This is a genomic window from Acidimicrobiia bacterium, assembly GCA_040289475.1.
Taxonomy (GTDB): domain Bacteria; phylum Actinomycetota; class Acidimicrobiia; order ATN3; family PSLF01; genus PSLF01.
In genome coordinates, this window is record PSLF01000003.1 from 95,746 (window position 1) to 120,638 (window position 24,893).

General features: G+C 54.3%; 20 protein-coding genes and 1 tRNA gene. 8 read left to right on the forward strand and 13 right to left on the reverse strand.

Annotated features, from left to right (window positions below; all coding sequences use genetic code 11):
- Window positions 1-3 precede the first annotated feature (3 nt).
- The 6 genes from C4318_02800 to C4318_02825 all read right to left on the reverse strand — a co-directional run bounded on the left by C4318_02800 (window position 4) and on the right by C4318_02825 (window position 7,720).
- Window positions 4-1,539, reverse strand: coding sequence for a tRNA (N(6)-L-threonylcarbamoyladenosine(37)-C(2))-methylthiotransferase MtaB (locus tag C4318_02800; protein ID MER3454074.1), 1,536 nt, complete (start codon window positions 1,537-1,539; stop codon window positions 4-6).
- On the reverse strand, window positions 1,499-2,011 hold the full coding sequence (locus tag C4318_02805) for a transcriptional regulator (protein ID MER3454075.1): 513 nt from the start codon (window positions 2,009-2,011) through the stop codon (window positions 1,499-1,501). The genes C4318_02800 and C4318_02805 overlap by 41 nt, the downstream gene beginning before the upstream one ends.
- A 152-nt stretch (window positions 2,012-2,163) precedes the next feature.
- Window positions 2,164-3,291 (reverse strand): molecular chaperone DnaJ, encoded by a 1,128-nt coding sequence (gene dnaJ / locus C4318_02810; protein MER3454076.1) that lies wholly within the window; start codon window positions 3,289-3,291, stop codon window positions 2,164-2,166.
- A 59-nt stretch (window positions 3,292-3,350) separates the two neighbouring features.
- The gene (gene hrcA / locus C4318_02815) at window positions 3,351-4,403 is read right to left on the reverse strand and encodes a heat-inducible transcription repressor HrcA (protein MER3454077.1); all 1,053 of its coding nucleotides are present in this window, start codon (window positions 4,401-4,403) and stop codon (window positions 3,351-3,353) included.
- 186 nt (window positions 4,404-4,589) lie between these two features.
- On the reverse strand, window positions 4,590-5,888 hold the full coding sequence (locus tag C4318_02820) for a coproporphyrinogen III oxidase (GenBank protein ID MER3454078.1): 1,299 nt from the start codon (window positions 5,886-5,888) through the stop codon (window positions 4,590-4,592).
- Window positions 5,885-7,720, reverse strand: a complete 1,836-nt coding sequence (locus tag C4318_02825; GenBank protein ID MER3454079.1) for an elongation factor 4 — start codon at window positions 7,718-7,720, stop codon at window positions 5,885-5,887. The genes C4318_02820 and C4318_02825 overlap by 4 nt, the downstream gene beginning before the upstream one ends.
- 53 nt (window positions 7,721-7,773) lie before the next feature.
- Here C4318_02825 and C4318_02830 point away from each other — a divergent pair, with 53 nt between their 5' ends.
- Window positions 7,774-8,043 carry a 30S ribosomal protein S20 gene (locus C4318_02830; protein MER3454080.1) on the forward strand — a complete coding sequence of 90 codons (270 nt, stop codon included), beginning with the start codon at window positions 7,774-7,776 and terminating at the stop codon, window positions 8,041-8,043.
- A 188-nt stretch (window positions 8,044-8,231) separates the two neighbouring features.
- On the opposite strand, the gene C4318_02835 is transcribed toward C4318_02830, so the two are convergent.
- The 7 genes from C4318_02835 to C4318_02865 form a co-directional block, all read right to left on the reverse strand.
- Entirely contained in the window at window positions 8,232-9,326 is a 1,095-nt protein-coding gene (locus C4318_02835) for a hypothetical protein (GenBank protein ID MER3454081.1), read from the reverse strand.
- On the reverse strand, window positions 9,323-10,096 hold the full coding sequence (gene folP, locus C4318_02840) for a dihydropteroate synthase (GenBank protein ID MER3454082.1): 774 nt from the start codon (window positions 10,094-10,096) through the stop codon (window positions 9,323-9,325). Before folP ends, C4318_02835 begins: the two co-directional genes overlap by 4 nt.
- Window positions 10,097-10,278: 182 nt before the next feature.
- Window positions 10,279-11,184 (reverse strand): ABC transporter, encoded by a 906-nt coding sequence (locus C4318_02845; GenBank protein ID MER3454083.1) that lies wholly within the window; start codon window positions 11,182-11,184, stop codon window positions 10,279-10,281.
- 47 nt (window positions 11,185-11,231) lie between these two features.
- On the reverse strand, window positions 11,232-12,242 hold the full coding sequence (locus C4318_02850; GenBank protein ID MER3454084.1) for an ABC transporter ATP-binding protein: 1,011 nt from the start codon (window positions 12,240-12,242) through the stop codon (window positions 11,232-11,234).
- Window positions 12,211-14,001 carry a hypothetical protein gene (locus tag C4318_02855; GenBank protein MER3454085.1) on the reverse strand — a complete coding sequence of 597 codons (1,791 nt, stop codon included), beginning with the start codon at window positions 13,999-14,001 and terminating at the stop codon, window positions 12,211-12,213. Before C4318_02855 ends, C4318_02850 begins: the two co-directional genes overlap by 32 nt.
- A complete protein-coding gene (locus tag C4318_02860; GenBank protein ID MER3454086.1) occupies window positions 13,961-14,818 on the reverse strand; it encodes a hypothetical protein in 858 nt (285 codons plus the stop codon). The genes C4318_02855 and C4318_02860 overlap by 41 nt, the downstream gene beginning before the upstream one ends.
- A 243-nt stretch (window positions 14,819-15,061) precedes the next feature.
- A complete protein-coding gene (locus C4318_02865; protein ID MER3454087.1) occupies window positions 15,062-17,725 on the reverse strand; it encodes a leucine--tRNA ligase in 2,664 nt (887 codons plus the stop codon).
- A 185-nt stretch (window positions 17,726-17,910) separates the two neighbouring features.
- Between C4318_02865 and C4318_02870 the strand changes: the two genes are divergently transcribed.
- From C4318_02870 to C4318_02900, 7 genes are all read left to right on the forward strand, one after another.
- The gene (locus C4318_02870) at window positions 17,911-19,470 is read left to right on the forward strand and encodes a hypothetical protein (GenBank protein ID MER3454088.1); all 1,560 of its coding nucleotides are present in this window, start codon (window positions 17,911-17,913) and stop codon (window positions 19,468-19,470) included.
- A 160-nt stretch (window positions 19,471-19,630) separates the two neighbouring features.
- Window positions 19,631-19,707 (forward strand) — tRNA-Ala (locus tag C4318_02875).
- Complete coding sequence (locus C4318_02880; protein MER3454089.1) at window positions 19,690-20,559, forward strand: hypothetical protein; 870 nt, start codon at window positions 19,690-19,692, stop codon at window positions 20,557-20,559. Before C4318_02875 ends, C4318_02880 begins: the two co-directional genes overlap by 18 nt.
- Window positions 20,560-20,739: 180 nt before the next feature.
- Window positions 20,740-21,549, forward strand: coding sequence for a lipase (locus C4318_02885; protein ID MER3454090.1), 810 nt, complete (start codon window positions 20,740-20,742; stop codon window positions 21,547-21,549).
- A 454-nt stretch (window positions 21,550-22,003) separates the two neighbouring features.
- Window positions 22,004-22,885, forward strand: coding sequence for a hypothetical protein (locus tag C4318_02890; protein MER3454091.1), 882 nt, complete (start codon window positions 22,004-22,006; stop codon window positions 22,883-22,885).
- 1 nt (window position 22,886) lies between these two features.
- Window positions 22,887-24,224: a hypothetical protein gene (locus tag C4318_02895; protein MER3454092.1), complete on the forward strand. Its 1,338-nt coding sequence runs from the start codon at window positions 22,887-22,889 to the stop codon at window positions 24,222-24,224.
- Window positions 24,225-24,234: 10 nt separating this feature from the next.
- The gene (locus tag C4318_02900; GenBank protein MER3454093.1) at window positions 24,235-24,885 is read left to right on the forward strand and encodes a hypothetical protein; all 651 of its coding nucleotides are present in this window, start codon (window positions 24,235-24,237) and stop codon (window positions 24,883-24,885) included.
- Window positions 24,886-24,893: the final 8 nt, after the last annotated feature.

Genomic DNA, 24,893 nt, shown 5'->3' on the forward strand with positions numbered 1-24,893 from the left:
CCGCTATCTCCTCAACACCGTTCCGGATTGATATGGCCGCTTGGGAAGGGGATCCACTCCTTGGTCGAGTAATAACTCTGCAGAAACCCGCTCAACGGAAACATCCACAGGTTTTACCTTTACGTACTTGCCCACAGTGCCTACAGGACCCGAGGTCTCAATCTTTACGTAATTGTCAGTGATACCGAAAAGGGAAGGTGCGACTCTTTGAGTTGCCGCACCCGAACTATCGGAAATACACCCTGATTCGGCTGGACCATGGCCCTCTATGAGCACCCCTTCTATAAGTCCTGCTTTTGCTTGCAGTTGGTGGAATTCAAGCCTAAGCTTGTCTCCTAACTCCCTCAGAGTCTTCGACCGTGCCCGTTTTTCATCCTCGGGTACTTGGTCTTCCCGCGAAGCCGCGGGAGTTCCTTCCCGCGGGGAGTAACGGAAAACATGCACCTTGGCGAAGGCAACACGCTCCACTATGTCCAGCGTGTTGCCAAATGCGACCAGGGTCTCTCCGGGAAAACCTACCATCACGTCTGTCGTGAGAGCAACTCCGGGGATTTTTTCTTTGATAGCGCTGACCACCTCCAAGTACCTCTTGGAGTCATATGGCCTTCCCATCGCGTCAAGCACTCCGTCGTCTCCCGATTGCAGAGGGATGTGGAGGTGCCTACAGAGTCGTGGCTCGCAAGCAATCAGTTCAACGAGACGCTCGTCTATAGAGGTCAGCTCTATCGAGGAGAGTCTGATCCTAAGGCTCGAGGGGAGCGACTCAAGCAAGCGGCAGACCAACTCATAAAGACCCACTCCTGTTCCAGAGTCGATCCCGTACCTGCCAAGATGCACTCCAGAAAGTGTCAGTTCGACTGCTCCTCGCTCCGCAAGAGAAACTCCGGCCGACACAACGTGTTCGATGTCTCTGGAATCGAGATCCCCTCGCGTGTAAGGCACTATGCAAAAAGTACACATCTCGTCACATCCGCTTTGAACCTTCAAAATCACACGGGGAGGGACTTGCGGCATACACGACGACAGCTGAAGCGTGCGAGGGAAGTATTGGTTTTGCAGGAAACCTACGATGGAGTCCTTCCCCTTGTTAGGAATGACATCGTCTACGCCGTCTACCGCTCTAACCTCCTCCGGTGCAGCAACCGCATAACATCCCGTCACTATGAGGCGGGCATTGGGATACTCCCTAGCGGACCTCGAGATCAAGCGGCGAGATGATCGCGTCGAATCCGAAGTGACAGTACAGGTGTTTACGATTACGACATCGGGGGTGTCGTTTGGCTCCGCCAGCTCGAACCCGGATGCCAAAAGCCCTTCCTCTATCTCGAAGCTTTCAGCCTGGTTCAGCCGGCACCCCAGTGTTCGTAGAAGAATTTTGGGCATATCTATCCTCTGTTCGCTTCGAAAGCGACTTTTCCCGCCTATCTCCGCCTTCGACGGATTTTTGCTCTCCTGCCTACACATGTGTGGGCAGGGGCTATCATTGACGCGGCCCCGCCTATCTGGGCGCATGGGCGTTGCGGCGCCCAGCGACAACACCCATTTGCACCAAATGGCGGAGGAACTCTTCTTCGTCCATATCCAAAAAAGCAGCGATAGCTTTGATGTCCTCTCGCCTGATTGCTATCTCCGTCTCATCGAGACTGCCCCGATCGATGCGAATCCGGTTTACATATCGCTCTACTATTCGGGCCTCTGGGTCTTGAGCAGTCTCCAGCGCCACCAAGTCGAGCCTCAGAGTGTCAGCGTCAGGTGTACGAAGCCCGGGTGTGTGAACGTGCTCGTCTTCGGTAGGCAGGAGCTCTTCCAAAGTCACCCCGTAATACTCCGCTAACCTGGCTAGCCTTGGAACGCTAATCGAACGCTCCCCTCTCTCATATGCGCCTACCACGGAAGCCTTAAACTCACCTTTACTGCGACGCTCTACATCACCCAAGGAAAGGCCGCTCTGTTTACGGATACTCCTAAGACGCTCTCCCAAGCGCCTAGAAAAATCGGGGGGCTTACGCATTTTTTGAAGAAGTTTCTCCTCTCAAGCCATGTTTGATCGCGAGATACACCGAAATATGATCACGCTTTGGACATCGTAGTCCTGCTATAAGATCCTCGCCGCTTGCCTCATTCAAATGCACTGGTCTACTAAATTGTCCAGCCGGCTCATTCTCAGATCCTCTTCTGTGCGGTCTCGGCACTATGATCATGTTTTAGTACACGCTCTCTTCGGATCTCGGCTATCCGTTCCAGCAGGGCCCGCTCCTCTGGATCCAATTCTGAAGGTATCACGACCCTCACCTTGATCACGAGATCGCCACGGCCGCCCCTATCGAGACGAGGAACACCGTGGCCAACGAGCCTAAGCTCTTCCCCGTCGGATACACCTCCCGGAATCCGCACGCGCAAGTCGCCGTCGAGAGTAGGGACTAGGACCTCGGTTCCCAGGACAGCTTGGACATAACTTATCACTACGTCGTAGAACAAGTCTGCACCGGAGCGTTTGAGTACAGGGTGAGGTCGAACTCGAACGCTAATGTACAAGTCGCCCGAGGGACCACCCCGAACTCCAGCATGCCCACGGCCGGGAACTCTTAACTGAGTCCCGTCCTCGATTCCTGGTTGAATAGGAACGGTGAGCTTCTCTTTGTGCAGAATTCGTGACTCGCCGCCACACTTTTTGCACGGCTCTACAACTACTGTGCCCTCTCCCTCGCATTCCGGGCACAGATAGCTAGTAATCATGCTTCCTAGGAGAGAGCGCCGGCGCTCTGTGATTTCGCCAGTACCGCTACACGCGGTGCAGGTCGCTCTCTTCGACCCTAGCTCCTCACCCGTGCCTTTGCACTCGTCACACTCGACCCACAACTCCAAATCGTCGAGGGTGAGTTCGGCACCGACTACAGCCTGCTCGAAATCAATCTCGACCTCGACTACGACATCTCTCCCTGGCTCCCCACTTCGGCGGGCGCGCCTTGCTCGTCTCGCGCTCGAACCAAAAGCAGAGGAAAAGAAATCCTCGATGATGTCGTTCAATGGGGCAAAAGGATCGTATCCGCCAGCTCGGAAACCGCCGAATCCAGATATATCAGTGGTTCCGAAAGCGTCATACTGAGCTCTTTTTTTCGGGTCGGAGAGGACCTCGTACGCCTCGTTTATCTCCTTGAACTTGTCCTCTGCGGATGGATCGTCTTTGTTAGCATCCGGGTGGTACTGACGAGCCAGTCGGCGATAGGCTCGCTTGATTTCGTCCTGAGATGCTTTGCGCGACACGCCTAGGATTTCGTAGTAGTCCTTCATACCGACACTCGCCTTCGAGATGTGGAAACTAAAGCAAATGCGCAGCCGGACAAAAAGGACTACCCGTAGGCCGCCACAAGCCAGTCGCCTATGCGCGACGAGATCTCTCGCACAACCGGCATAACTCGCGCGTAGTTCATCCTCGTAGGCCCGACGACACCGACCGATCCGACAACTTTGGAGTCAGCAACGATACTCCCAGCCACTACCGAGCACGATCTTAGGAGTCTAGACGGATTCTCCGAGCCAATGAAGACGCTAACAGACCCGCCCCCTGAGAGGAGCTTCAGTGCAGATATAACCGGCTGTTGCTCCTCCAGTGCTCTAAGAAACTCTTCGAAATCGTGCCACTCGTTGGTGGGCCACTTCCTCGCAACCCATGAAGTACCCCCCACGAAATATGGAATCGGAAATCGCTGTACGTCAGCGAACTCGCTCGCGATAACCCCAAAGAGGTGAAATGTCTCTTCCCGTAGTCCAGGGTCGTCGCCAACGCTTTCTCTCAAACTCTCGAAGGCCCGCGCCACGCTCAAAATAGGAGTGCCCCTCAATGACCTACAAGCTCGATAGGCTCGCTCTGCTGCCCTTGGAGAGAGAGGGCGATTCAGGCTGAGACTCTTCGCCACCGCGCGCCCAGAAGAGGTGACGAGGCTCACTAACACTAACTCGTCAGAAAGAAGCGAGAGGTGGACGTCTCTCAGAGTCTCATCCTCTGGATATGGCCCTACTACCACCGTCGCTTGTTGAATCGCGTCGGATACGAATCGCGAGATCGTCTGCAGCAACTCCTCTATTTTGCCGGTGCGATGAGCGAACAACCGGTGCACGGTTGCGCTCCACGACCGGGGAAGAGATTGCTCCCTCAGCAGATAATCTACGTAATAGCGATAGCCCTTCACTGTCGGTACCCGGCCTGCCGAGGTGTGGGGCTGATCAATAAGCCCCTGCGCCTCTAAAACTCGCATCTCGTTTCTAATGGTGGCCGCCGAGACGCCGAGTCTAGCGCGTCTGGCAACCGCGACAGAGCCTACTGGCTTCTCGGTCTCGGTATATAGCTCCACAACGGAAGCGAGAATTTTCTCCTTACGAGGGTCCAGTCGTTCGAGTTTCATCTCAGTCAAGCCTGTTTAACGTCCGCAAGCCCATCACCGCTGTAATTACTCGACGAACTCGAATCGAAATCTTACTCACGGTCCTAGCCGAAAACCAGGCCTCGCAAGCGATTTTATCAATCGTGTAGCTAGAGTGATAACAAACATCTGGCACGCTCAACCGGAGCAGCAAGCTTAGCCCCCCAACTACCCTGCTTCGATGAGATCCTGTGCCACTGCGACAACCACCTCGTTCAGGAGCGCCATCCCTTTGTGAGTGGCACGCAGGCGACCCCTTTCCATAGCTATCAAGCCCGAGGCTACAAGCCTCTGGGTCCGTACGCCTCCCACAAACGAGTCGGGGATGTCGATTCCTACCGACCTCCTCAACCCCATAAACACTCGGTCCATAACGAGAGTCTCGTCGTCCAGCGATTCTTTTCCAGCGGGAAGTGCCTCCTCCCACACGGCCTGGATATAGCAAACAGGATGTCGGGGATTCCAATACCTTGAGGTGCCGTCGAACGAGTGGGCTCCCGAGCCGAATCCCTTATACCGCCCGAATCCCCAGTAAATAAGATTGTGAAAACACTCGAAGCCTGGCAAAGCCCACGACGAAACCTCGTAGCGCCGGTAACCGGCGTCCTCCAAGAAGTTGGCTGCTAATTGCATCTTGTCGGCTTGATCGTCGGGATCCGGTGGCTGCGCCTTTCCCAACGCAACCTTTCGATAAAGTGGCGTGCCTCGCTCCAAACTTAACGCGTAGCAGGAAATGTGCTTGGGTCCACATCGCACAGCTTCCTCGAGTGTGCGTTCCCACGAAGAGAGGGTCTCTGAAGGAGAGCCGTAGATAAGGTCGATGTTGAAATTCGTAATACCGGCGGCGTCGAGGGAATCGATAGCAGCGTACACCGCCTCGGTGCTGTGAGTCCTATCGAGGTATCTAAGTACGGATGGATCGAAAGACTGCACACCTAAAGACACGCGACTGACGCTCCAGCGCGCCAACTCTTTCGCCTTGGCTCTGTCCAACGAGTCGGGATTGGCTTCCACACTCACTTCCAAGGGGCGGGTATCCAGCAGTGGTGCCACCGCTTCCCCAAGACAGTCCGGAGCGATCAAAGTCGGCGTACCACCGCCTATATAAAGCGTGGTCCCCGCCTTCGTTGGGCCCTCTAACGTCGACGCATCTGAACTAAAAGAATGTTGACTACGAGCTGCCGATAAACGAATATCCGTCTCCCCACAATAAGAGGAGAACCTATCGATCTCGTAGCGCAGCGCTCTCAGATATCGATCCGAGATACCTTCTAGTCCTTCAAAAGTTGCAAAGTCGCAGTAACCGCAGCGGCGTGCACAAAATGGAATGTGGACATAAAAGCCAAAAAGAGATGAGGCGAACTCGGCTTTATCCACAAGATCTTCAAAAAGATCAAATTCACCGTGTCTGGAAGGTAGGTCAGAGCTTGTATTAGAGTCACGCCCAGTCTTACTAGAACGTTTCACCTTTGGCGAGCGCCTTTTATCTCGTCGATGGCCATAACCGCGGTGAAAGCTTCTTGGGGTATCTCCACCTGGCCTATCATCTTCATCCGTTTCTTGCCCTCCTTCTGGCGCTCTAAAAGCTTGCGTTTTCTAGTTACATCACCTCCATAACACTTGGCGAGAACATCCTTTCGTTTGGCCTTTATGGTTTCCCTAGCTATTACCCTGTTTCCAACAGCAGCTTGCAGTGCTACATCGAAGAGTTGGCGAGGAACCACCTCCTTTAGCTTTTCTACAATTCGTTTGCCGTAGGAGTACGCCTTTTCCTTGGCGACAATGGCAGAAAAAGCATCGACAGGAGTGCCCGCTACCAAGATGTCGACCTTTACTAATTCCGCTCGCTCGTATCCTGCTGGCTCGTAGTCGAGAGAGGCATACCCCCGGCTACGAGACTTAAGCTGGTCGTTGAAGTCGAAGACCACCTCTGAAAGGGGAAGTATGTAAACGAGCTCGACTCGGTCCTTCGAAAGATATCGGAAATCGACCTGACGTCCACGGCGCTGCTGGCATAGATCCAAGAGTGCTCCAGAAGCCCACGCCGGGCCCAGCATGGTAGCCCTCACTACTGGTTCTTCCACATGGTCGACTTCAGGACCGGTCCGCCACTCAGCAGCGCTTTTAGCCAGAAGTACCCTGCCATCCTTCATATGAATCCTGTACTCGACCGTGGGTGCGGTGGCTAGTAACTGGATCCCATACTCCCTCGAAATGCGTTCTTTCAAGATGTCCATGTGTAAAAGGCCCAAAAACCCGCAGCGGAATCCAAAACCCAACGCCTGAGAGGTCTCAGGCTCGAAGCTGAACGAGGAGTCGTTTAGGGAAAGCTTTTCCAGCGCTGCCCGGAGATCTGGGTACTGATCGCCGTCGAGAGGATACAAACCGCAGAAAACTAGCTGCTTTGGTTCCCGGTAACCCGCAAGAGGCTGCGGTGCCGGTCGTTCGGAGGATGTGATAGTGTCACCGACCTTGGCAGCCTGGACAGACTTGATGCCAGCTATGACGTAGCCGATTTCCCCGGGGACGAGCCGGTCTACAGGGGTCATGTAGGGTGAAAATACCCCGACTTCTTCTACAGAGAAAGTCTTCTGCGTCGCCATAAGCTTTATAGATGTTCCTACTTCGAGAGTCCCCTCGACCACTCGCACCGTGCATACGACGCCGCGGTACTTGTCGTAGTAGGAGTCGAATACTAAAGCCCTAAGAGGCTGCTCAGGATCCCCCCCAGGGGGCGGAATGTCGGCTATAACTCGCTCTATAAGCCCTCTAACTCCCTCACCAGTCTTTGCGCTAACCCGCACCACTCGCTCTGGATCAATGCCCAAAAGAGAACCTACTTCTTCAGCTACTTCTTCAGGTCGGGCCACAGCTAGGTCGATTTTGTTCACTGCGGGCACGATTTGGAGACCTGCCTCGAGGGCCATGTAGCAATTGGCGAGAGTCTGTGCCTCTACTCCCTGAGCCGCATCGACGAGCAGTACAGCGCCTTCGCAGGATGCCAACGAGCGTGATACCTCATAGGCGAAATCTACGTGCCCTGGAGTGTCGACCAAGTTCAAAAGGTATATCCGGCCGTCGCCAGCCTCATAGGTCATCCGGACAGTCTGGGCCTTTATCGTTATCCCCCGCTCGCGCTCCAAGTCCATGGTGTCAAGAAATTGCTCACGCATCTGCCGCTCAGGTATCAGTCCGGTGAGCTCTAAGAGTCGGTCGGCAAGCGTCGACTTGCCATGATCGATATGGGCAATAATGGCGAAGTTTCTAATATGGAGACGGTTTTTCAAACGATACTCCAACTCTTTGAGCTGATAGCATCTAAAGCTCGCCGAAAGATCTAGGGGATGGCGAAGTGGCAAACATAAAGTCTCAGATCAAGCGCATCCGACAAAACGAAAAGCGGCGCCTGCGCAATAAGGCTGTGCGCTCGGAAATAAAGACTCGCATAAAGAGAGTCAAAGCCGCTGTATTGGAGGGAGACAACCAGGCACTCGAAGAGAAACTACGAGTCGCCACCAAACGCATCGATAAGGCTGCCTCAAAGGGCATCATTCACAAAAACAAGGCTGCACGGCTCAAATCCCGGCTTCATCGCTTCGTGTCAAAAGCTCACGCTGAATAAGATGTGCAAGGGGGTTCTTCGAATACGAGGCACAAACATGCTTCCTGAGCAAGTGAAGCCTCACGCCTCGGATAGCGCATTTGGTGTGAGAACTCAAGCGTAGCTGTTTTAATTTCACTTGCCCGAAAATGCCCAGCAGGTCGGCAGCCCCAGCAAGTATTTATTCCAGCGAGCTGACTTTCGAAAGGTCATGTTTTCCTCGAGATCGTGCGCGTGGGAGCCGAGACGACTTGGTTCGACCTTCCTCCTAGCAATTCGCAGACCTCGACAACTAGCTTTTCCAAAACGATACGAGGATCCAAGCCAGAGTCCCCCTTCATGTCCAGTTCCGCCTGTGCCAAGGTCACCAACAGCTTCTTCGATCCAGAGGCACCAAGCCTGCGCGCCAGCGACGAGATTCGAGACCTTACAGAGGGGGGAAGCTTCATTGAGGCCAAAAGCTCCTTATGTGTTACGGGAGCGAGGGCCAGATATGCAATGCGCCTGCAGCTTGTGTACAGCATCGCCAAAACTTGCAACGGGTGGTACCCTCCGTCCAGAAACCCTTCCAGACTCATTAGGGCAGTAGATACGTCTCCGCGCTCCACTGCCTGAATGAGCACCCAAGGAGGATCATGACGAGCCGGATCAAAAATCCTTTCTAAATCGGACAACCCTAGGCGGTTTTTTGATTCTCCACTCGGATACGCGTCAGCGAGCTGGGCTACTGCTGATTTCAATGCATTCACATCACCACCTGCTACAGCCGCCAGATATGCAGCTGCATCGGATGCAAGACTCAGGCCAGCTTCTCGTGCTAGTTCTATCACGAAGCGAGGCAAATCCGTATACGAAAGGCGCTCTACAGACTCGATGCGCGCACCAGCCGCTTCGAGTATTCGTCGGGCTCTTTGAGAGGGAGCGCGTTCACAACAGATCACAACAACCGCTGGGGGGGACGGGACTCTCTCGGCAACCTCGGCACCAGAAATCCACTCAAAGACGCGCTGTGCGTCGGTGACATCCAAAGTCCTACACTGCACCACGATCGCTCGGGGCTGGCCCGTAAGAGAGGGCGTGGCCGCAGCCCTGAGAGCTGAAAGGAGAAGTTCCGATCCCTCAAATTTCTCCACCAGCAGCTCGTTTGATGTACTCGATACTATTTTCCCCTCGAAAGAAGCGGTAAAACTTGCCAACAGTTCTCGTACCGCTGTAACCCTGGTAGATTCGTCCTCCCCCTCCACGACGATGACCCTCGGGCTAGGTGGATCCGGCTTTTCGTTACGAGACTCGACACCTTTCACGAGCGTAAGATCGCTTCCAGCATCTTCATAGCGAGCTTTACTTCGGCTACATTGTGAACCCGAACGAGCCGAGCGCCCTTTGCGACAGCGTATGACACCGCCGCCAATGTAGGAACGAGACGCTTTTCCACCGGTAGTCCCAAGGTAGCCCCGATGAAAGGCTTGTTGGAAGCTGACACGAGCACTGGGTATCCCAACGAGGTGATCGAAGACGTAGCTTCTAGAAGAGCCAGACTCTGCGCTGGGGACTTGCCAAGATCTAAGCCGGCGTCCAAAACGATACTGCGTGGATCGACGCCGACCTCAACCGCGTATCTGACTCGATCCGCGAGGAACTCTAACACCTCGGCCACAACATCTTCATAGTGTGGACTTGGGTTAGGTACCCTCGGTTTGCCTTTGATGTGAGTAATGACTAATGCTGCGCCCTTGGCTGCAGCGACACTTGCCATCTCAGGATCGGCGAGGCCCGATATATCGTTCACAATTTGGGCTCCGGCTTCGAGAGCCGCCGAGGCAACCTCAGCTACGAATGTGTCGACTGACACAATGGCTCGCTTTTCTGCAGCAAGCCTTTGTATAACAGGACACACCCGGTCGATCTCTTCTTGTGGCGAGACATGATCTCCAGGACCCGCTTTCTGCCCGCCTACATCGACTATGTCCGCGCCTTCTTCGATCATGCGCTCGGCGCGCCGCAAAGCTGCATCGAGCTCGAAGTAGCGGCCTCGGTCGTAGAACGAATCAGGAGTGCGGTTCAAAATCCCCATGACCAATATTCGGGATTGGAGGTCGAGATCCTCGTCTCCGACCCTCAATGAAAACGGCGACCTAATCGCACCCTCACCGTTCACGAGCTGCTTCGATTCGGAAATCAAGCTAGAATCACGCCTTGTAGCACCGCTTTCGGGTTCTAATACATCAAAAGATTTAATTGGTCGTTCATCTTGCCTCATTCGACCTTACGGAACATTGCCACAGCCACCACACACATGCACACACCAAACGCCAATAGGATGGAGAGTTCAGCACCCAGAGAGAGAGTCCGGCCAAAGACATTTATTGAGCTGCCGAAGCCAGCGGTGGAGTTCGATCCAAGCATCACACGGCGAAGAGATGTAACTGCGTAAGTAGCAGGATCGAGCTTTGCAAGTACTCCCAACCACGAAGGCAGTGTTTCGACAGGGTAGAGAGCGCCGGACAGAAAGAAGATCGGCATCAGGAAAAACTGCATGACCGCTTGAAACGACTCGATCCGCTGAATGCGTGCAGCGACCACTATCCCGAAGCTTGTAAGGGTGAAGGCCGCAAGCACCATGATCCCAAGAGAAGCCAGAAGGGCCCAAACCGAGAGATTGACCCCGACTGCGGGCGCTAAAAGAAGTACCAAAGAGCCTTGGATAGTCGACACAGATGCCCCTCCAAGGGCCTTTCCGACGACGAGTCCCGATCTTGGAACCGGTGCCACAAGCATCTCTCGCATAAATCCGAACTCGCGGTCCCACACGATCGAGACCGCTGAGAACACGGCACTGAAGATAATAGACATCACTACAACGCCGGGGAACAAGAACGCCTTGAAATCAAAACTAGGAATGGAGCGACCGATCAGTCTTCCCAAGCCCACACCAAATACGAACAGATATAGGATCGGCTGAGCAAGAGATGTGGTGACTCTCATCCTAGATCGAGCGAAGCGAAGTAGTTCACGACGCCATACGATTTCCACTGCGCGTAAAAATGCCTGCATCCGATGCTCCCCCACTGGAGCTTCAATGGGCGAGCCCCTATGGGGATGCTCGGCATGTGTGTTGGTCGCTCGTTCGGAAACCCCGACAGCAGCTTCTTGCACTTTCACTGTTGCTCCTGTTTCACCAATGTCCTGCCCTCAACTGGAATGTTCTCCTAGCGCCTTGCCAAGTGACCCCGTACCCAGGGGTTAGCCCGATTCATTTCCTCGGCTCCGGCTTCCGAGTCACGCATGGCTCTGCCCGTGTACTTCATAAACACATCGTCAAGAGTCGGACGCTGGGTAGCTATCGAGCGCACCGGAGTATCTATTGCCTCGAATACTTTCGGGATGAATGCAGCCCCTTCTGTCACATGGAAGATAATCTCCCCATCGCGAATAGAAGGTTCCACTCCTAGCTTGGCTCTGAGTTCTGCTGCAGCCCGCTCGTTGTCTTCGGTGGACAGCGTCACTCGATCCATGCCTACCGAAGCCTTGAGCGCCGAGGGAGTGTCGATGGCGACGATTTCTCCAAAATCAATAATGGCGATGCGACTACACCTTTCGGCTTCCTCCATGTAGTGGGTTGTCAGGAAAATCGTGACCTCTTCCTTGCGGCGCAATTCGTCGATGTACTCCCAGATATGGGCTCGAGTCTGGGGATCCAGGCCGATGGTGGGCTCGTCCAAAAAAAGTACTCTTGGGTTGTGCATAAGACCCCTGGCAATCTCGAGACGCCGTCGCATCCCCCCCGAAAAGTTTCTCACCAATTCTTTTCGCCGCTCCGAAAGGCCCACCATTTCGAGCACTTGGTCTATCCTCTTGCGCATCTGACTTCTGGGAAGGCCATAGAGCGCACCATGGAATTGGAGGTTTTGCTCGGCCGTGAGAAGATCGTCGAGCGTAGGGTCCTGAAACACTAGGCCAATGGAGCGTCTCACAGCATCGGGGAAAGCCACCACGTCGTATCCTGCCACCACAGCCCGCCCTGAAGTGGGTCGCAGCAGAGTGCATAGTATGGAGATCGTAGTGGTCTTACCGGCGCCGTTGGGGCCTAAGAACCCGAACATCTCTCCAACTTCTACGTCAAAGCTAACCTCTTTGGCGGCCTCTACAGGGCCGAACCGCTTTGTGAGCTTGTCCGCAACTACAGCTTTATCCGTCGATTCGGTCGTGTTTTCCCTCATATAACAGTTGGTCTTTCCGTATAGCTCGCCCAAAGCGCGCCCAAAACCGCATAGAGCGAAGCCTTAGACACGCCGCAATCGAAACAAAAAAGGCAACGGCAATGATTCCCCGCCACGTCTGCGGAATCGTCACTTCCAGCTTTGGAAATCGAGAAAATCCTTCGGCTGTCCGCGCGATTAGCGAGAGCGAGGGGCCAACGGCAATGTACGCCTTTCCTACAACCCTCGGAAATGCCAACGCGGGAATGGCCAAAGCGAAACCGTATAAAGATGCGAGTTCTGCTAGAGGAACTGCGAGCAAGTTCGAAAAAACTCCGGCAAGCTGCACCTCTCCGAATCGCCAGAACAGGACTGGCCAGACGAAAGTTTGTGCAGCAAAACAGATCGCAGCCGGCGCAGGAACTGCCGATATAACCTTCGCCGCAATGGGGTCGAATCCGCGACGCCCAAGGGTTGCTAGCATCTGCATTTTCGCCCACTCTGCCCACCGGAGTCCAAACACCAAAATCCCAGCTGTTGCCGCTACAGATAGCTGAAAACCAGCTGAGTCCAACAGAAACGGATCCAAAAAGAGCAAAAGTGCCACGCTGAGAGAGAGGACTTCGAGAGAGCTAGGCTTCCTACGCCATACCCAGAACAGCCCTAGTAGCATCATGAGCGCAGCGCGCATCACGGAAGGCTCCCAACGGGTCAGCACAGCGAAGAAAAGCGTCACCCCAGACAGTATGACCACCTTTCCCCAGGTGCGCCCCGACTCCCTACCAGTCGGGTTTCCTCTACCCACCAAAAGATTTGTGGCGAATGCCACCATCCCCAAAACTACGGCAAAGTTCTGCCCGGATACCGCAGTGAGATGTGACATTCCAGCGTTTCGAAACGCATCTTTTACTTCAGGGGGTAACCGAGTGTCTTCACCGATGAGTAGTCCTAGCATGAGGGCACTTTCGGTGCGGGGTAGCGAATAATAGACAGCCATACTCAGTCGATCTCTTACCCAGTTGCTGGCAGCGATCAATCGCCGTGGTGGCCCGCGAATTTCTACGTGCTCGGCTCGAAGAGCTGCAACTGTGTGGATCCGATCGTAGTAGGAGGACCGCGAGGACGGTAGCGGGGCCACAATTCCGACGATGCGAATTGTTTCACCCAGACGCGCGCCGACTAATCCTTTGTCTGTTGTCAAGACTCTCAACTGCTGTTGTAAAACCACATCGTCCGCCCGAAGCTCTGTAACCCGCAGCGTGAAGGTGTCAGCACCCCACAAGCGCTTCGGTTCGGACACCACCTCGCCCCACGCCTCGACTCTTCGATAAAAAAGGGTCGCTACAGATTCTTTGGCAGAGACTATTGCGTGCTCCTCGGCATAACTCCGCCACCCACAAGCAATTCCTATAAGGATCGGCAATGCCAGTGCGGTACTTCGACGTAGCGAGCTTGGCCTTGTGATTCCGGAGAAAGGCTCCGAGGCGACTCTCAAGTTGGAAGGGTCGGAGCTACTTTTTTGCCTTAGGACGATCTTTGGTCTTGAAGTTCCGCTGCCGTTGCCGGATTGCAGTGACCACGCCCCAACAGTAACGACACTTCCTATCCCCGCAACAGCGAGGCCTATCCAAACCAGACGATTCCCTGCTTGTAGTAATCGTCCAACTATGACGAAAAAGATGCAGACAGGCCCTGCACTGGCATACAGCCCAACTGACCTGCGCGGCAAGCAGCTTTGCTCAGAACGTAATGAGAGGAACGAGCTGTGCGATCTTGACATCGCCGATTCCAGGAACTCGTGCAAGATCCTGGGCTTTCTGGAACGGCCCGTTCCTCTTGCGATCAGCTACTATGCGCTCAGCGAGGGCTGGGCCGATTCCAGGAAGCTTTTCAAGTTCGGAGGCGGAAGCCTTGTTGATGTTTATTTTGGCAGAAGAAAACCCTGACTGACTTCTCGAGCCTCCCGCCTCCGAGCCTCCTGGCGACAGCGCTCCGGTTGCCGCCTGCGCATCCGGTGGATCTTCCCCAATCTGCGGAACATATATTCGAGTCCCATCCTCTAACGGAGCAGCAAGGTTGAGTCTTGAGATATCAGCTTCGGGCCTCGCTCCACCCGCGGCCTCTAAAGCCTCGACGACACGTCTCCCCTCCGTAAAGTAGTACACCCCCGGGGAGTTCACGGCCCCAGTCACATATACCGCCACAGGCAGCCTCCGACTCGAGGCACCAGTGCTTGAAGCCGGCGAAACCCCGTCGGAGCTATCCCCGGCCTCTTCAACAAAACGGGGAGCAAGACCCAAATCGGCTCTGGAGCTTCGAGATCCTGCCACGGGAGCCGGCTTTCCTAGTAAGAAAAAGCCTGCTAAAGCAACGATTCCAGCCCCGAGAAGAATCAGTGCCAACCTCCCGACAGCAAGACGGCTAAACCCAATACGAAAACCGCCCCGCTCTGGAGTGGACAATGACTGCCTGCTGTAGCGACTGACGCCCCAACTTCGCTTATCTATTCGCGCAAGACCGATCGGATTTCGACGAATGAGAGACAGGTATCCTTCTCGATCGACCAACTCCCCCCTCTTTTCTGGTTCTAGGCTCAAGCTCTTTAGCTAAACGCCCGCTCAGCAGATGATTTCTTGGCATGCCCAATTGGACAGAGAATAAAGGACGACTGTGACATTTTCGGATTCCGTCTTTGGGTAATGTCTCGGTATCTCACGCCTGCTGGATACTCTGGGCCTTCCGCCCTCAATTCGGTCTCGACCGTTCTGCAAAAAGCTCGCTACGTAGGGAATGTATCCAATTGCGAGAAAGTTCGCCGCTATCGACGCCCTACAAGCGGGTCACGTAACGATGTTTACGAGATGCCGCTGGGGGACAACTACAACCCGAGCAGGTTCTCGATTACGAAGAGCCTCCCGAATTTTCTCTGAGGAAAGAGCTACGCGCCTTTGCTCGTCTTCGGAGGCCGCTGCGTCGATCTCAATTCGGTCTCGAACCTTGCCATCGACTTGCACTACCAACGTGACCGTGCCCGCTCTAGCCAACTCGGGATCGGGCTCCGGCCACGACTGGGAATGTACATCGCCTTCAAAGCCCAGTCGCTCCCAAAGCTCGGCCGTGATGTGCGGGGCCATGGGAGCAAGCATCCTCAAATAGATGTGCATCGCTTCCCTCAAGGTCGCGGACCTTGGTCCTCTAGGCGACTGCGCCCACCTATAGGCCTCGTTCAAAAACTCCATAGACATAGCGATCGCAGTATTGAAAGAAAAGTTCTCAATGTCTTTGTTGAAGCGCACAAGTGTGCGGTGTAGCAGCTTGAGAATAGCTCTGTCTTCTGGCTCCTCCTCTCGGTCGATAGGAGTTGCGAGCTGGCCGAGAGCGAGACGCCATATTCGTTGGAGAAATCGGAGAGCTCCATCCACGCCCTCGTCCTGCCAGTCGAAATCCTCAGCAGGAGGACCAACGAACAGGTGGTAGACGCGCAAGGCGTCTGCCCCGTGGCTGCGGAAGTACTGGGTCGGAACTGCCACGTTCCCCTTGGACTTGGACATCTTGGTACCGCCCATGCGAACCATTCCTTGAGTGAACAAGCGGGCGAACGGTTCTTTTATGTCCATGAGTCCGAGATCCGAGATGGCCTTGGTGAAAAAACGAGCGTAAAGCAAATGCAAAATGGCGTGCTCCACTCCTCCTATGTACTGGTCGACCGGCATCCAGTGCTCGACTTTGGATCGATCGAAGATAGCTTGGTCGTTCTGAGCATCGCAGTAGCGCAGGAAGTACCAGGACGAATCCACGAAGGTGTCCATTGTGTCGGTCTCTCTCCGAGCTTTCCCTCCGCATCTGGGACACCTCGTTGACACAAACTCCTCCGACCTTGCCAGTGGCGACTCTCCTGTTGGCTTGAACTCGATCCCTTCTTCAGGAAGGAGCACTGGAAGCTGTTCCTCCGGTACAGGCGCTATGCCGCACGAATCGCAGTAGACAATTGGAATCGGGCATCCCCAGTACCGCTGGCGCGATATCAGCCAGTCGCGTAGGCGATAGTTCACTTTTCTTTTCCCGATACCTCGCCTTTCGAGCCACTCGATGACCGCCTCTTTTCCCCTCTGGGAGTCCAATCCCGTAAACTCGCCAGAGTTGATCATCCTGCCTTCTCCGACATAAGCAGCCTCTAGAGGCGTTCCACCCCAGCCCGGTGGCTCTATCACAACCTCAATTGGGAGGCCATGGGCCTTGGCGAACTCGAAGTCGCGCTGGTCGTGTGCAGGAACCGCCATGATGGCCCCTGTGCCGTATGTCATGAGGACATAGTCGGCGATGTACAGAGGGATTTTGGCTCCAGTGAATGGGTTGATTGCGTGCCGTCCAGTAAAAACTCCACGTTTTTCCCCGATAGATTCTGCAGATAGCCGCTGGACCTCCGATTCCCGCTTTACTTGTTCCACAAATGCTAAGACAGAAGCCTCTCTGTCTGTCCCAGCAACTAGCGGCATAACTAGAGGGTGCTCTGGGGCTAGTACGGCGTAGGTCATCCCATAAACCGTGTCAGGACGGGTGGTGAACACTCGAATCTTGCGCTCTTCTTCGGACAGCCCCGGTATATCCTCCGCAACAGTCAGTTCGAACTCACAACCCTCCGAGCGGCCAATCCAGTTGCGCTGCATGACTTTCACGCGTTCGGGCCAGTCCAGGGAGTCGAGATCTTCGAGAAGCTCTTCTGCGTACTTAGTGATTGCAAAAAACCACTGTTCGAGGTCCCGCTTAGTCACCCGAGTTCCGCAACGCTCACAGGTGGAGTCCTCCCCTACTACTTGCTCATTCGCTAAGACTGTCTGACACGATGGACACCAGTTGACGGGAGCCTTCTTGCGATATGCCAATCCGTTCTCAAAAAACTTCACAAAGAGCCACTGCGTCCAGCGGTAGTAGCGGGGATCGAGAGAAGAAATTTCGCGGCTCCAGTCATAGACCGCGCCAAGCCGCTTAATTTGTGCCTTCATGTTGGCAATGCGCTCCCGCGTATAGATTGCGGGATGGATACCGGTCTTTATAGCTGCATTCTCAGCAGGCAACCCGAAGGAATCCCAACCCATGGGCGAGAGGACCTTGTATCCCCTCATGGTCTTATATCGGCAGATTACGTCCCCCAAGGTGTAGTTGCGAACGTGACCCATGTGCAGATCGCCGGAGGGATACGGATACATGCACAAGTCGTAGAACTTAGGACGTGGGTCGTCCTCGGACACGTAGTATCGCTTCGTCTTATCCCAATGCTTCTGCCACTTGGCTTCGATGGCTTGGATAGTCTCGGCGTTGTAGGGCTGGGAAGCGACATCCGGCGAAACCCCATGGTATTTCTGATCTACCCGCTCGGAATGACGGGCTTGGGCGAGGCGGCCTTGGGGTGCGGATCCATCCGGGAACGGCTGGCCCGCGTCGCTTCCTGGCCGTCCATCCGGCTCTTGTTTTGTCGCTGATTCTTTATCTCCGTCTGCCCTCATATAACGATTCATCCTATTTCGTCTCATAAATTCTCTTTTGTGATCCGACACAAGTATTGCAACGGGTGCTGCGCGCCCTCACATTGCTTTGCCCCCCGCCTGTGCGGGTGCAGGCTCAACCGAAGCAGTAGACCTTCACCCGTTGGCGCTCACCCCAAGCTGAGAGTGAAGCCAGGAGAGAAAAGGTGGCGGAATCGAATTCCAATGAAACTACCCAGAAAACTGGGCTTGACGCGCGACCGAGGGTTCTTGTAGTAGACGACGAGCCTGGGGTTCGGCAAGTCATCAGAGTGAATCTCGTAATGCAAGGCCACGACGTCGTCGAAGCCAAAAACGGCGCTCAAGCGCTAAAAGCGATCGAGGAGAATGGAATCGACCTCGTCATCTTGGATCTCATGATGCCTAAAGTCTCGGGGTGGGACGTCTTAGAGGAGGTTCGTCAGCGAAGAGGATTGCGGGCCCTGCCAATCATCGTCCTCTCGGCGGTAACCACCGAAGATGCCAAAGTAAAAGCCTTCGACTTAGGCGCGGTCGACTATGTAGTAAAGCCTTTTGCGGTGGGAGAACTGCTTGCTCGTGTAAACCGAACTCTTCACGAGCGAAAGGAAAAGCAAGTCCTAGCTGAGTTCTCTATAACCGACTGGGTCACTGGATTGTTTAACCGCCGATACCTGGAGCTCCGGCTTCCCCAAGAAGTCTCCAGGGCTCATCGCTACGGTACACCCCTTACCGCCTTGTTCTTCGAAATCGACCAGCTTCCTTGGCTTCTGGAACAGAGGGGACCCCACTTTGTAGACGGAATACTTCAAGAGGTAGCTACTCTAGTACGGGGCCAAACTCGGGCATGCGACGTGCTTTTCAGATATGATGGTGACTTTTTTATCGCCCTCTTGCCCGACACGCCAATGGAAGGAGGTCAGGAAGTCGGGGACCGCATCAGGCGAAAATTACTCGAAACGGAGTGGCACCAGGGAGTCGGAATCTCGGGAAGTTTCGGAGTCGTCGAGCTCGAAGAGGGAGAGGAGGCAGCACATTTTATTGGCCGGGCCGAAGATGCTTTGATGCAAGCCAAGAGGCTCGGTGGTAACGCTCTGTGGCCGCCCAAACCAAGCCCCACTTACGCAGGAATGGGGAGTTATCCACAGAGTACCGCTGGGACAACTGCTTCGGCTGCCGAGGAATCAGAAACCATGTGGGAGGCTACCGAAGCTGGTTCGACATACTCTGATTCTGCTGGATTTGGCGGTGTCTTTGATCAGTATCCCGTAGAAGAGGGCGCCCCAGGACCTCTTATCCAGCAAGAGGTGGAGCCAATAACTCCGCATCCCAACCACACACAATGGGATGAGCTTGAATCCAGCACGACTCAGCGCATCGACCCCTCTCATTTGGCGCAAGTACGGCAACAGTTCGGCCGCGGCGACGAGGAAGGTTACTCAACCGACTTGAGCGATGCCGCTGCGACGTCGATTGGGGGAGCCGACTATGCCGAGGGCTACCTTCCGGGCCACTCTGAGCCCTACACCCACGGCGAGCAAAATTTTCCCACTGAAGTGCAGGCCCAAGAGTGGTATCACCCCGAGTATCCGCAGCAGTGGCCAGAATCCCAAGGGAATGACTCCCAAGAGTGGGTGACTCGCGACAAGACCGAAACGCTAAGTGGGGGATATTCGCACGATTCCCCATACAACGAGAGCTCTCCGCATGGTTCTTACTGTCCCGATCTTTCTGAGCCCGAGAAGTAGTTGCCAGGGACGCAACCGTTCTTAGATTCAGTAGGTAGGCTTCAGATAACAGGTTTCTATCGAAAGATCATCTCTCCTTTTGCCGGAAGGCACATGACTGATCAGAGGACAAGCTAAGCAAGAACCGTAAAACAGAAGTCTTGCTACACTGGCAGGCCGCGGGGCTGTAGCTCAGTCTGGAAGAGCGCTTGCTCGGCAGGCAAGAGGTCACGGGTTCAAATCCCGTCAGCTCCACAAAATAGGGGCCGAGCGCAGAAAGCTGGCGCTGACGGGAGACCGCGGTCGCCCCCGATAAATACCTCATCTACCACTTCTAAAGCGCACGCTGCTATTCAAACGCGCTTACCGGGGTTTCTCCCGACGGGGCTGCGCAAGATTGAGGTTTTTATTTTTTGTCATCGACATTGCCTGGGGTGTGCTTACATAGCAAGACTACGCAGTGTCGCATCTTTTCGTCAGGACGTGGACGCAAGAGACGCCCTAGGAATTCTCAAGCAAGGCAACCGCCGCTTTGTGCAAGCGGCAAGTGGGCATTGGCAAGACAGCTATAAATCTTTCATTGAGCGCAGACCACTCCAAGACCTAGCGGAAGCCCAACAACCACTCGCCGCCGTTTTAGGATGCTCGGACTCCCGCGTCCCTCCAGAAATCGTGTTCGATCAGTGGCTAGGAGATTTGTTCGTAGTCCGAGTGGCTGGAAACGTCGCGGGTCCTACCGAGATAGGAAGCATTGAGTTCGCAGTCGCCACGCTTCATACCCGCCTTGTCGTGGTGCTAGGCCACTCCCACTGTGGCGCAGTTTCAGCAGCCCTAGACGCCATCCTGGACGATAGTTCCCTTGATTCACCGAATTTGGAATCACTGCTGAAACCAACAATTGCCACCGCTGAAAAAGTCGTCGATGCGAACAAATCTGTAAAGCGCAATGAAATCCTCGAAAAATGCATAAGGGCGAATATCCGACAATCTGTTCAAACGGTCATCGACGGCTCACAAATACTGAATCGATTTGTTCGTGAGAACGAGCTTTTAGTAGTGGGTGCCGAGTACGATCTCCGATCGGGAACAGTAGTCTTCTTTGAAGACTGACTATTCGATAAACTTTCGGCCCGCGCCGACTTGTATTGGTGCGCTTGACCTCTTCAGCAACATGAAATTTGGACACGTTGGCGACTAGTCGCCATTGACTAATCCTTTAGAGCCTTCTACAATCCCTTGCATCGGTGCGGGGAGGAACTGAAGACCGGAACTGAAGACCGGGGGGGTGTCATGTCCAAGATGGCCGCGTCACGGCCAGCCCCCAGATCTCGCCGATTTGCAGCCTCGATATTGGCTGCTGTAGTCACGGCTACTCTATTAGCAGTACTCGGTACATCTACGCCCGCTGCAGCCCAAACTTATCAGCCTGCTCGCAACCCCGTGTTATTGGTTCACGGGCTGACGGCGGACTCTCTTTCTTGGATCGTGTTTAAAGCACGCCTGGAGTCCGATGGGTTCACGGTCTTTACGGTTGACATTCCAAACAGAGGTTTTGGAGACATCGCCAAGAACTCACAGGTCGTTGCAGCAAAAGTCGCTGAAATTAAGCAGAAAACGGGGGCATCCAAAGTCGATGTCGTCGGTCACTCAGAAGGTGGGCTCGAGGCGCGCTATTACATCAAGTACTTGGGTGGATCGCAACACGTCGGCCGGTATGTGAGCCTCGGGACCCCGCAGTATGGAACGGTGCTTGCGAACTTTTCAACGATGTACAACCTAGCGAGTCTAGTTGGATGTCTTGCGTGTTACCAGATGACGATTAATTCTTCCTTTTTGGTCGACCTAAACGCAGGGGACGACACTCCTGGAAATGTCAAGTACACTACCGTTTACACCGCTTACGACGAGCTTGTTCAGCCTTATTGGAACGCTGCTTTGAAAAATAGTCCCGTTATGAACGTCAAGATCCAGAGCATCTGTCCCTTCAGGGTCGTCGGACACTTGGGGCTAGTTATCGACGGGACGACCTATCAGATAGCGCGTGCGGCGTTGCGCGACCAAGTGCCCTCGTCGTCGAACGTCAACTGCTGGGCTTTGTAGCACCTGAGCGCAACACGACGCGCCGATCCGTTAGCAACCCAGGGCCGATCGCTGAGGTCCTTTACAAAAATTCACTCTCAGACTAAACTATGACTTGGGGTTCTACCGAAAAACAAAGTAAAGCTAAACATTCTGGCAATAGAGCCATTGGGTCCGGGTCTAGCCAGGCTCTAGCGTGCGCGGGAGACACGCAAAAAAGAGCTTAGGGAGGCCCGGTTGTTGCTTAAGGGCCTGGGTAGTGCCCGAGCCCCCTTGAGCGACGCGTAACAAGTGAATACCAGAAAAGTGGGAGATAGCTCGCATGCAGTGCCCTTCCTGCGGTGCAATGAACTCCAATAGAGCGTCTTGGTGCAGCCTGTGTCTGCATGTATTCCGGGATATCGGGGCGGACGTTTCTTCATCTAAGAGAGAGAGGATAGTCGCGGTCCCCAGGCCCCAGACCGAGGCTAGCGAAGTGCCGGGCCCTAGCGATTCTGCAGTGAGCCTCTCAGATCACGCACTCACAAAGAAGAAATCAACGGCACCTCTTGCTGAAACTGAAGCTTCGCTGATAGTTTCAGAGCGCTCCTCCGGTTTCGTAATTCCTTCCTTTTCTACACCCTCTTCTTCTACACCTTCTTCCTCACCGTACCTGCAGATTCCTACTGCATCCCGACAACGCTCCTCTACTCTCGGAATTGTCGTCAATGTAGATGGTCGCATCACCTGGAAGTGCAAGACATGCTCCACAACAAATTCGATCGAGGATTTGAACTGTCGAGTTTGTGAAAAGTCGCTTTTAGAACCCCTCAAATCATCCCCTCGAGCAAAAAAGCAAAGAAATCTACGGACCAAAGAAGCCCTCCTATGGAGCCTTATCCCGGGCGGCGGTCAGTGGAGGGCAGGGCTCCAAGGACAAGCCATCGCAAGAGGAGCTCTCGTTGCCTGGCTTTTCGTCATTGCGGTTCTTTTGTGGAACCCACTTGTTCGCTGGGCTCAGCTTACATTCTTAGCAGCCGCTGGGGCAGCATGGGCAGTCTCTGCGTTCGACGCTTATCGAATGGCAGGTGGCGGGAGGGACAGAGGGCTTCTTATCGGGAAGAAACTCGCGGCTGCTTTCGTCGGCTCGTTGGTGCTTTTATTCTCCATCAGTTTCGTCATCGCCATCACCGTCACCAACTCGAGTCGAAACAGCCCCACTGTAGTTGGACAGACCACCGACGCATCGACCGGCGCTGTAGTGCAGGGTCCCTTAGAGTCGCTTCCGAGAGGAAACTCAGATCAAGAGCCCGGTTCTTACGCGGGGTCAGGAGGATACACCCAGGCTGTGCCCGGTAGCCCACAAGGAGTGAGTTGAGATGATCTCCATCGCTAAACTGGCCCGACTTCTCAGAACGCCCCAAGGGCTAGGACAAGCCTCGCAACAGCCCAGAATAAGGCTCGGATCAGATGACCAGACATGTTCCGAGTCGGGATTCACGATCCTTGAGTTGATGGTCGCCATGGCCATACTCCTGATCATGAGCGCAGCGGTGCTATCCCTCCTGTTGAGTGCTATGCGGCTGCAATCGAGAGCTAGAGCTAGAACGATAGCGGCTCAGGTAGCCGAGAGAACCCTCGAGGAGGCAAGGTCAGCGGGCGTATACAGCCTGCAACAGATAATCCTTTATTACGGCGGGCAATACCAATTCGCTCCGCTCACCGAAGGCCCTTTCACTTTCTATAGGCGTATCGACGTCTCCTGGGAGGCGGTGTCAGGAACCGCCAACCCCTCTGGCGCGGACATCATTAGAGTCACTGCCGAAGTCACTTGGAACAACATGGGGTCTGACGCTCCAGTTTCCATGACGACCTATGTGGGAGGACCTCCGTGTCCTACCAACTCCGGTTACGTAAAAGTAAGGGTCGTCGATCATCTTTTCGACCCACTCCCCAATGTCCGGCTCGACATGAGAACCAATACTGGACTGTCGTGGGGAACAGGTTTTACGGCCTCTGACGGGTCTTTCATATTTACGTGCGTGTTCGCCAACTCCTACGAAATCACTGGAACACTTACCGGATACATAGCAAAAGATCGATCCAGCAAGGTAATCGTTCCTAACATCGCTGTGGTCCCGAGACAAGTAACCACAGTGGAATTTCAGATGGCGCGCCCTGCCACTCTTCAAGTTCGCTTACTCGATGCTGTTTCTGATCGGGAACTTACCGGAAGTGCAGCAGCTTCTGTATCCAAAGCGGATTTCGGGCCGTTGGTACTTACCGGAAGATCGCCGTTCACGTTTCAAAACCTCTGGCCCGATACCTACTCGATTGTTGGGGCCGTATTCGACTGCAGCGGGGGTGGCGGATATATGTCGTCTGTAGTTGGAAGCGTCGACTTACTCCTTCAACCGGGAACAAACTCCACCACATTGAAGCTAAGTCCTGGACCCCAAGTAACGGTTGAAGTAACCGTGTTAGGGGACAACGCAGCACCCGTGCAAAACGCTTCGGTAGTTGCGAGAGACGCCTGTGGCTTAGTCAATACCTTCCCTAAGACCAACTCCTCAGGTGTATCTCAACAATCGGGTATCCGACCCGGCCCATACGAGCTCACGGTTACTCCTCCGCCTGCCTCTGGCTACAGAACATCCACTTCCCGCTTTATCGCATCGTCGGATCCCACACGAGTCACAGTTTCTGTATCAAGGTAAAGGTGTCGTCATGGCCAAGGTGGATAGAGATAGCAATAGCGGAGTTACCTTAACCGAGCTTTTGGTGACGATGGCGATCTTCCTCATCGTGGGAACCATGCTGTCGGTTGAATTTAGCTCATGGATAACAAACACCAAAATCGCCCAGGATAGATCCGAGGCCATGCAGCAAGGAAGGCTGGCTATGGCACAACTGACCAAGGAGCTCCGGCAAGCAATCTCGCCGACAGCCAGCCCCTCTGCCTTTGAAGATGCGGGACCATTCAGCATTACTTTCCGAGAGCTGACCACAACCCTGGCAGCAACTTCATCTCCCATTCGAGTTACTTTTTCTCTCACTCCACAACGAACGCTCACTTATTTCAGTCGTACCGCAAATGGAGTAGTTATAAAAGGTCCAGTTCCAATTGCTTCGTATGTGTCAAATCCGACAACGGGGCCGCAGACCATGCCTGTTTTTAGATACTTCACAATCACACGCGACTCCACTTTTCAGGAATTACCGTCTAGCGTCCAAAAGCTCCCATTGACAGCAAGCGAGCGAACGCAAATTGCTCAAATTCAAATCACCTTGATTATGGACAAAGACCCATCTTCCAGTATTGGACAGACGCGCTTTTCCGATACCGTCCTCGTAAGAAGCTGGGGGTTCGCAGTATGAAACACAGG

Bases quoted from the DNA above. Each gene is read 5' to 3' on its own strand.
- C4318_02805 (MER3454075.1), bottom strand. From the start codon at position 2,011: ATGCGTAAGCCCCCCGATTTTTCTAGGCGCTTGGGAGAGCGTCTTAGG.
- dnaJ (MER3454076.1), bottom strand. From the start codon at position 3,291: ATGAAGGACTACTACGAAATCCTAGGCGTGTCGCGCAAAGCATCTCAG.
- hrcA (MER3454077.1), bottom strand. From the start codon at position 4,403: ATGAAACTCGAACGACTGGACCCTCGTAAGGAGAAAATTCTCGCTTCC.
- folP (MER3454082.1), bottom strand. From the start codon at position 10,096: ATGGGGATTTTGAACCGCACTCCTGATTCGTTCTACGACCGAGGCCGC.
- C4318_02850 (MER3454084.1), bottom strand. From the start codon at position 12,242: ATGAGGGAAAACACGACCGAATCGACGGATAAAGCTGTAGTTGCGGAC.
- C4318_02855 (MER3454085.1), bottom strand. From the start codon at position 14,001: ATGTCAAGATCGCACAGCTCGTTCCTCTCATTACGTTCTGAGCAAAGC.
- C4318_02865 (MER3454087.1), bottom strand. From the start codon at position 17,725: ATGAGGGCAGACGGAGATAAAGAATCAGCGACAAAACAAGAGCCGGAT.
- C4318_02885 (MER3454090.1), top strand. From the start codon at position 20,740: ATGTCCAAGATGGCCGCGTCACGGCCAGCCCCCAGATCTCGCCGATTT.
- C4318_02895 (MER3454092.1), top strand. From the start codon at position 22,887: ATGATCTCCATCGCTAAACTGGCCCGACTTCTCAGAACGCCCCAAGGG.
- C4318_02900 (MER3454093.1), top strand. From the start codon at position 24,235: ATGGCCAAGGTGGATAGAGATAGCAATAGCGGAGTTACCTTAACCGAG.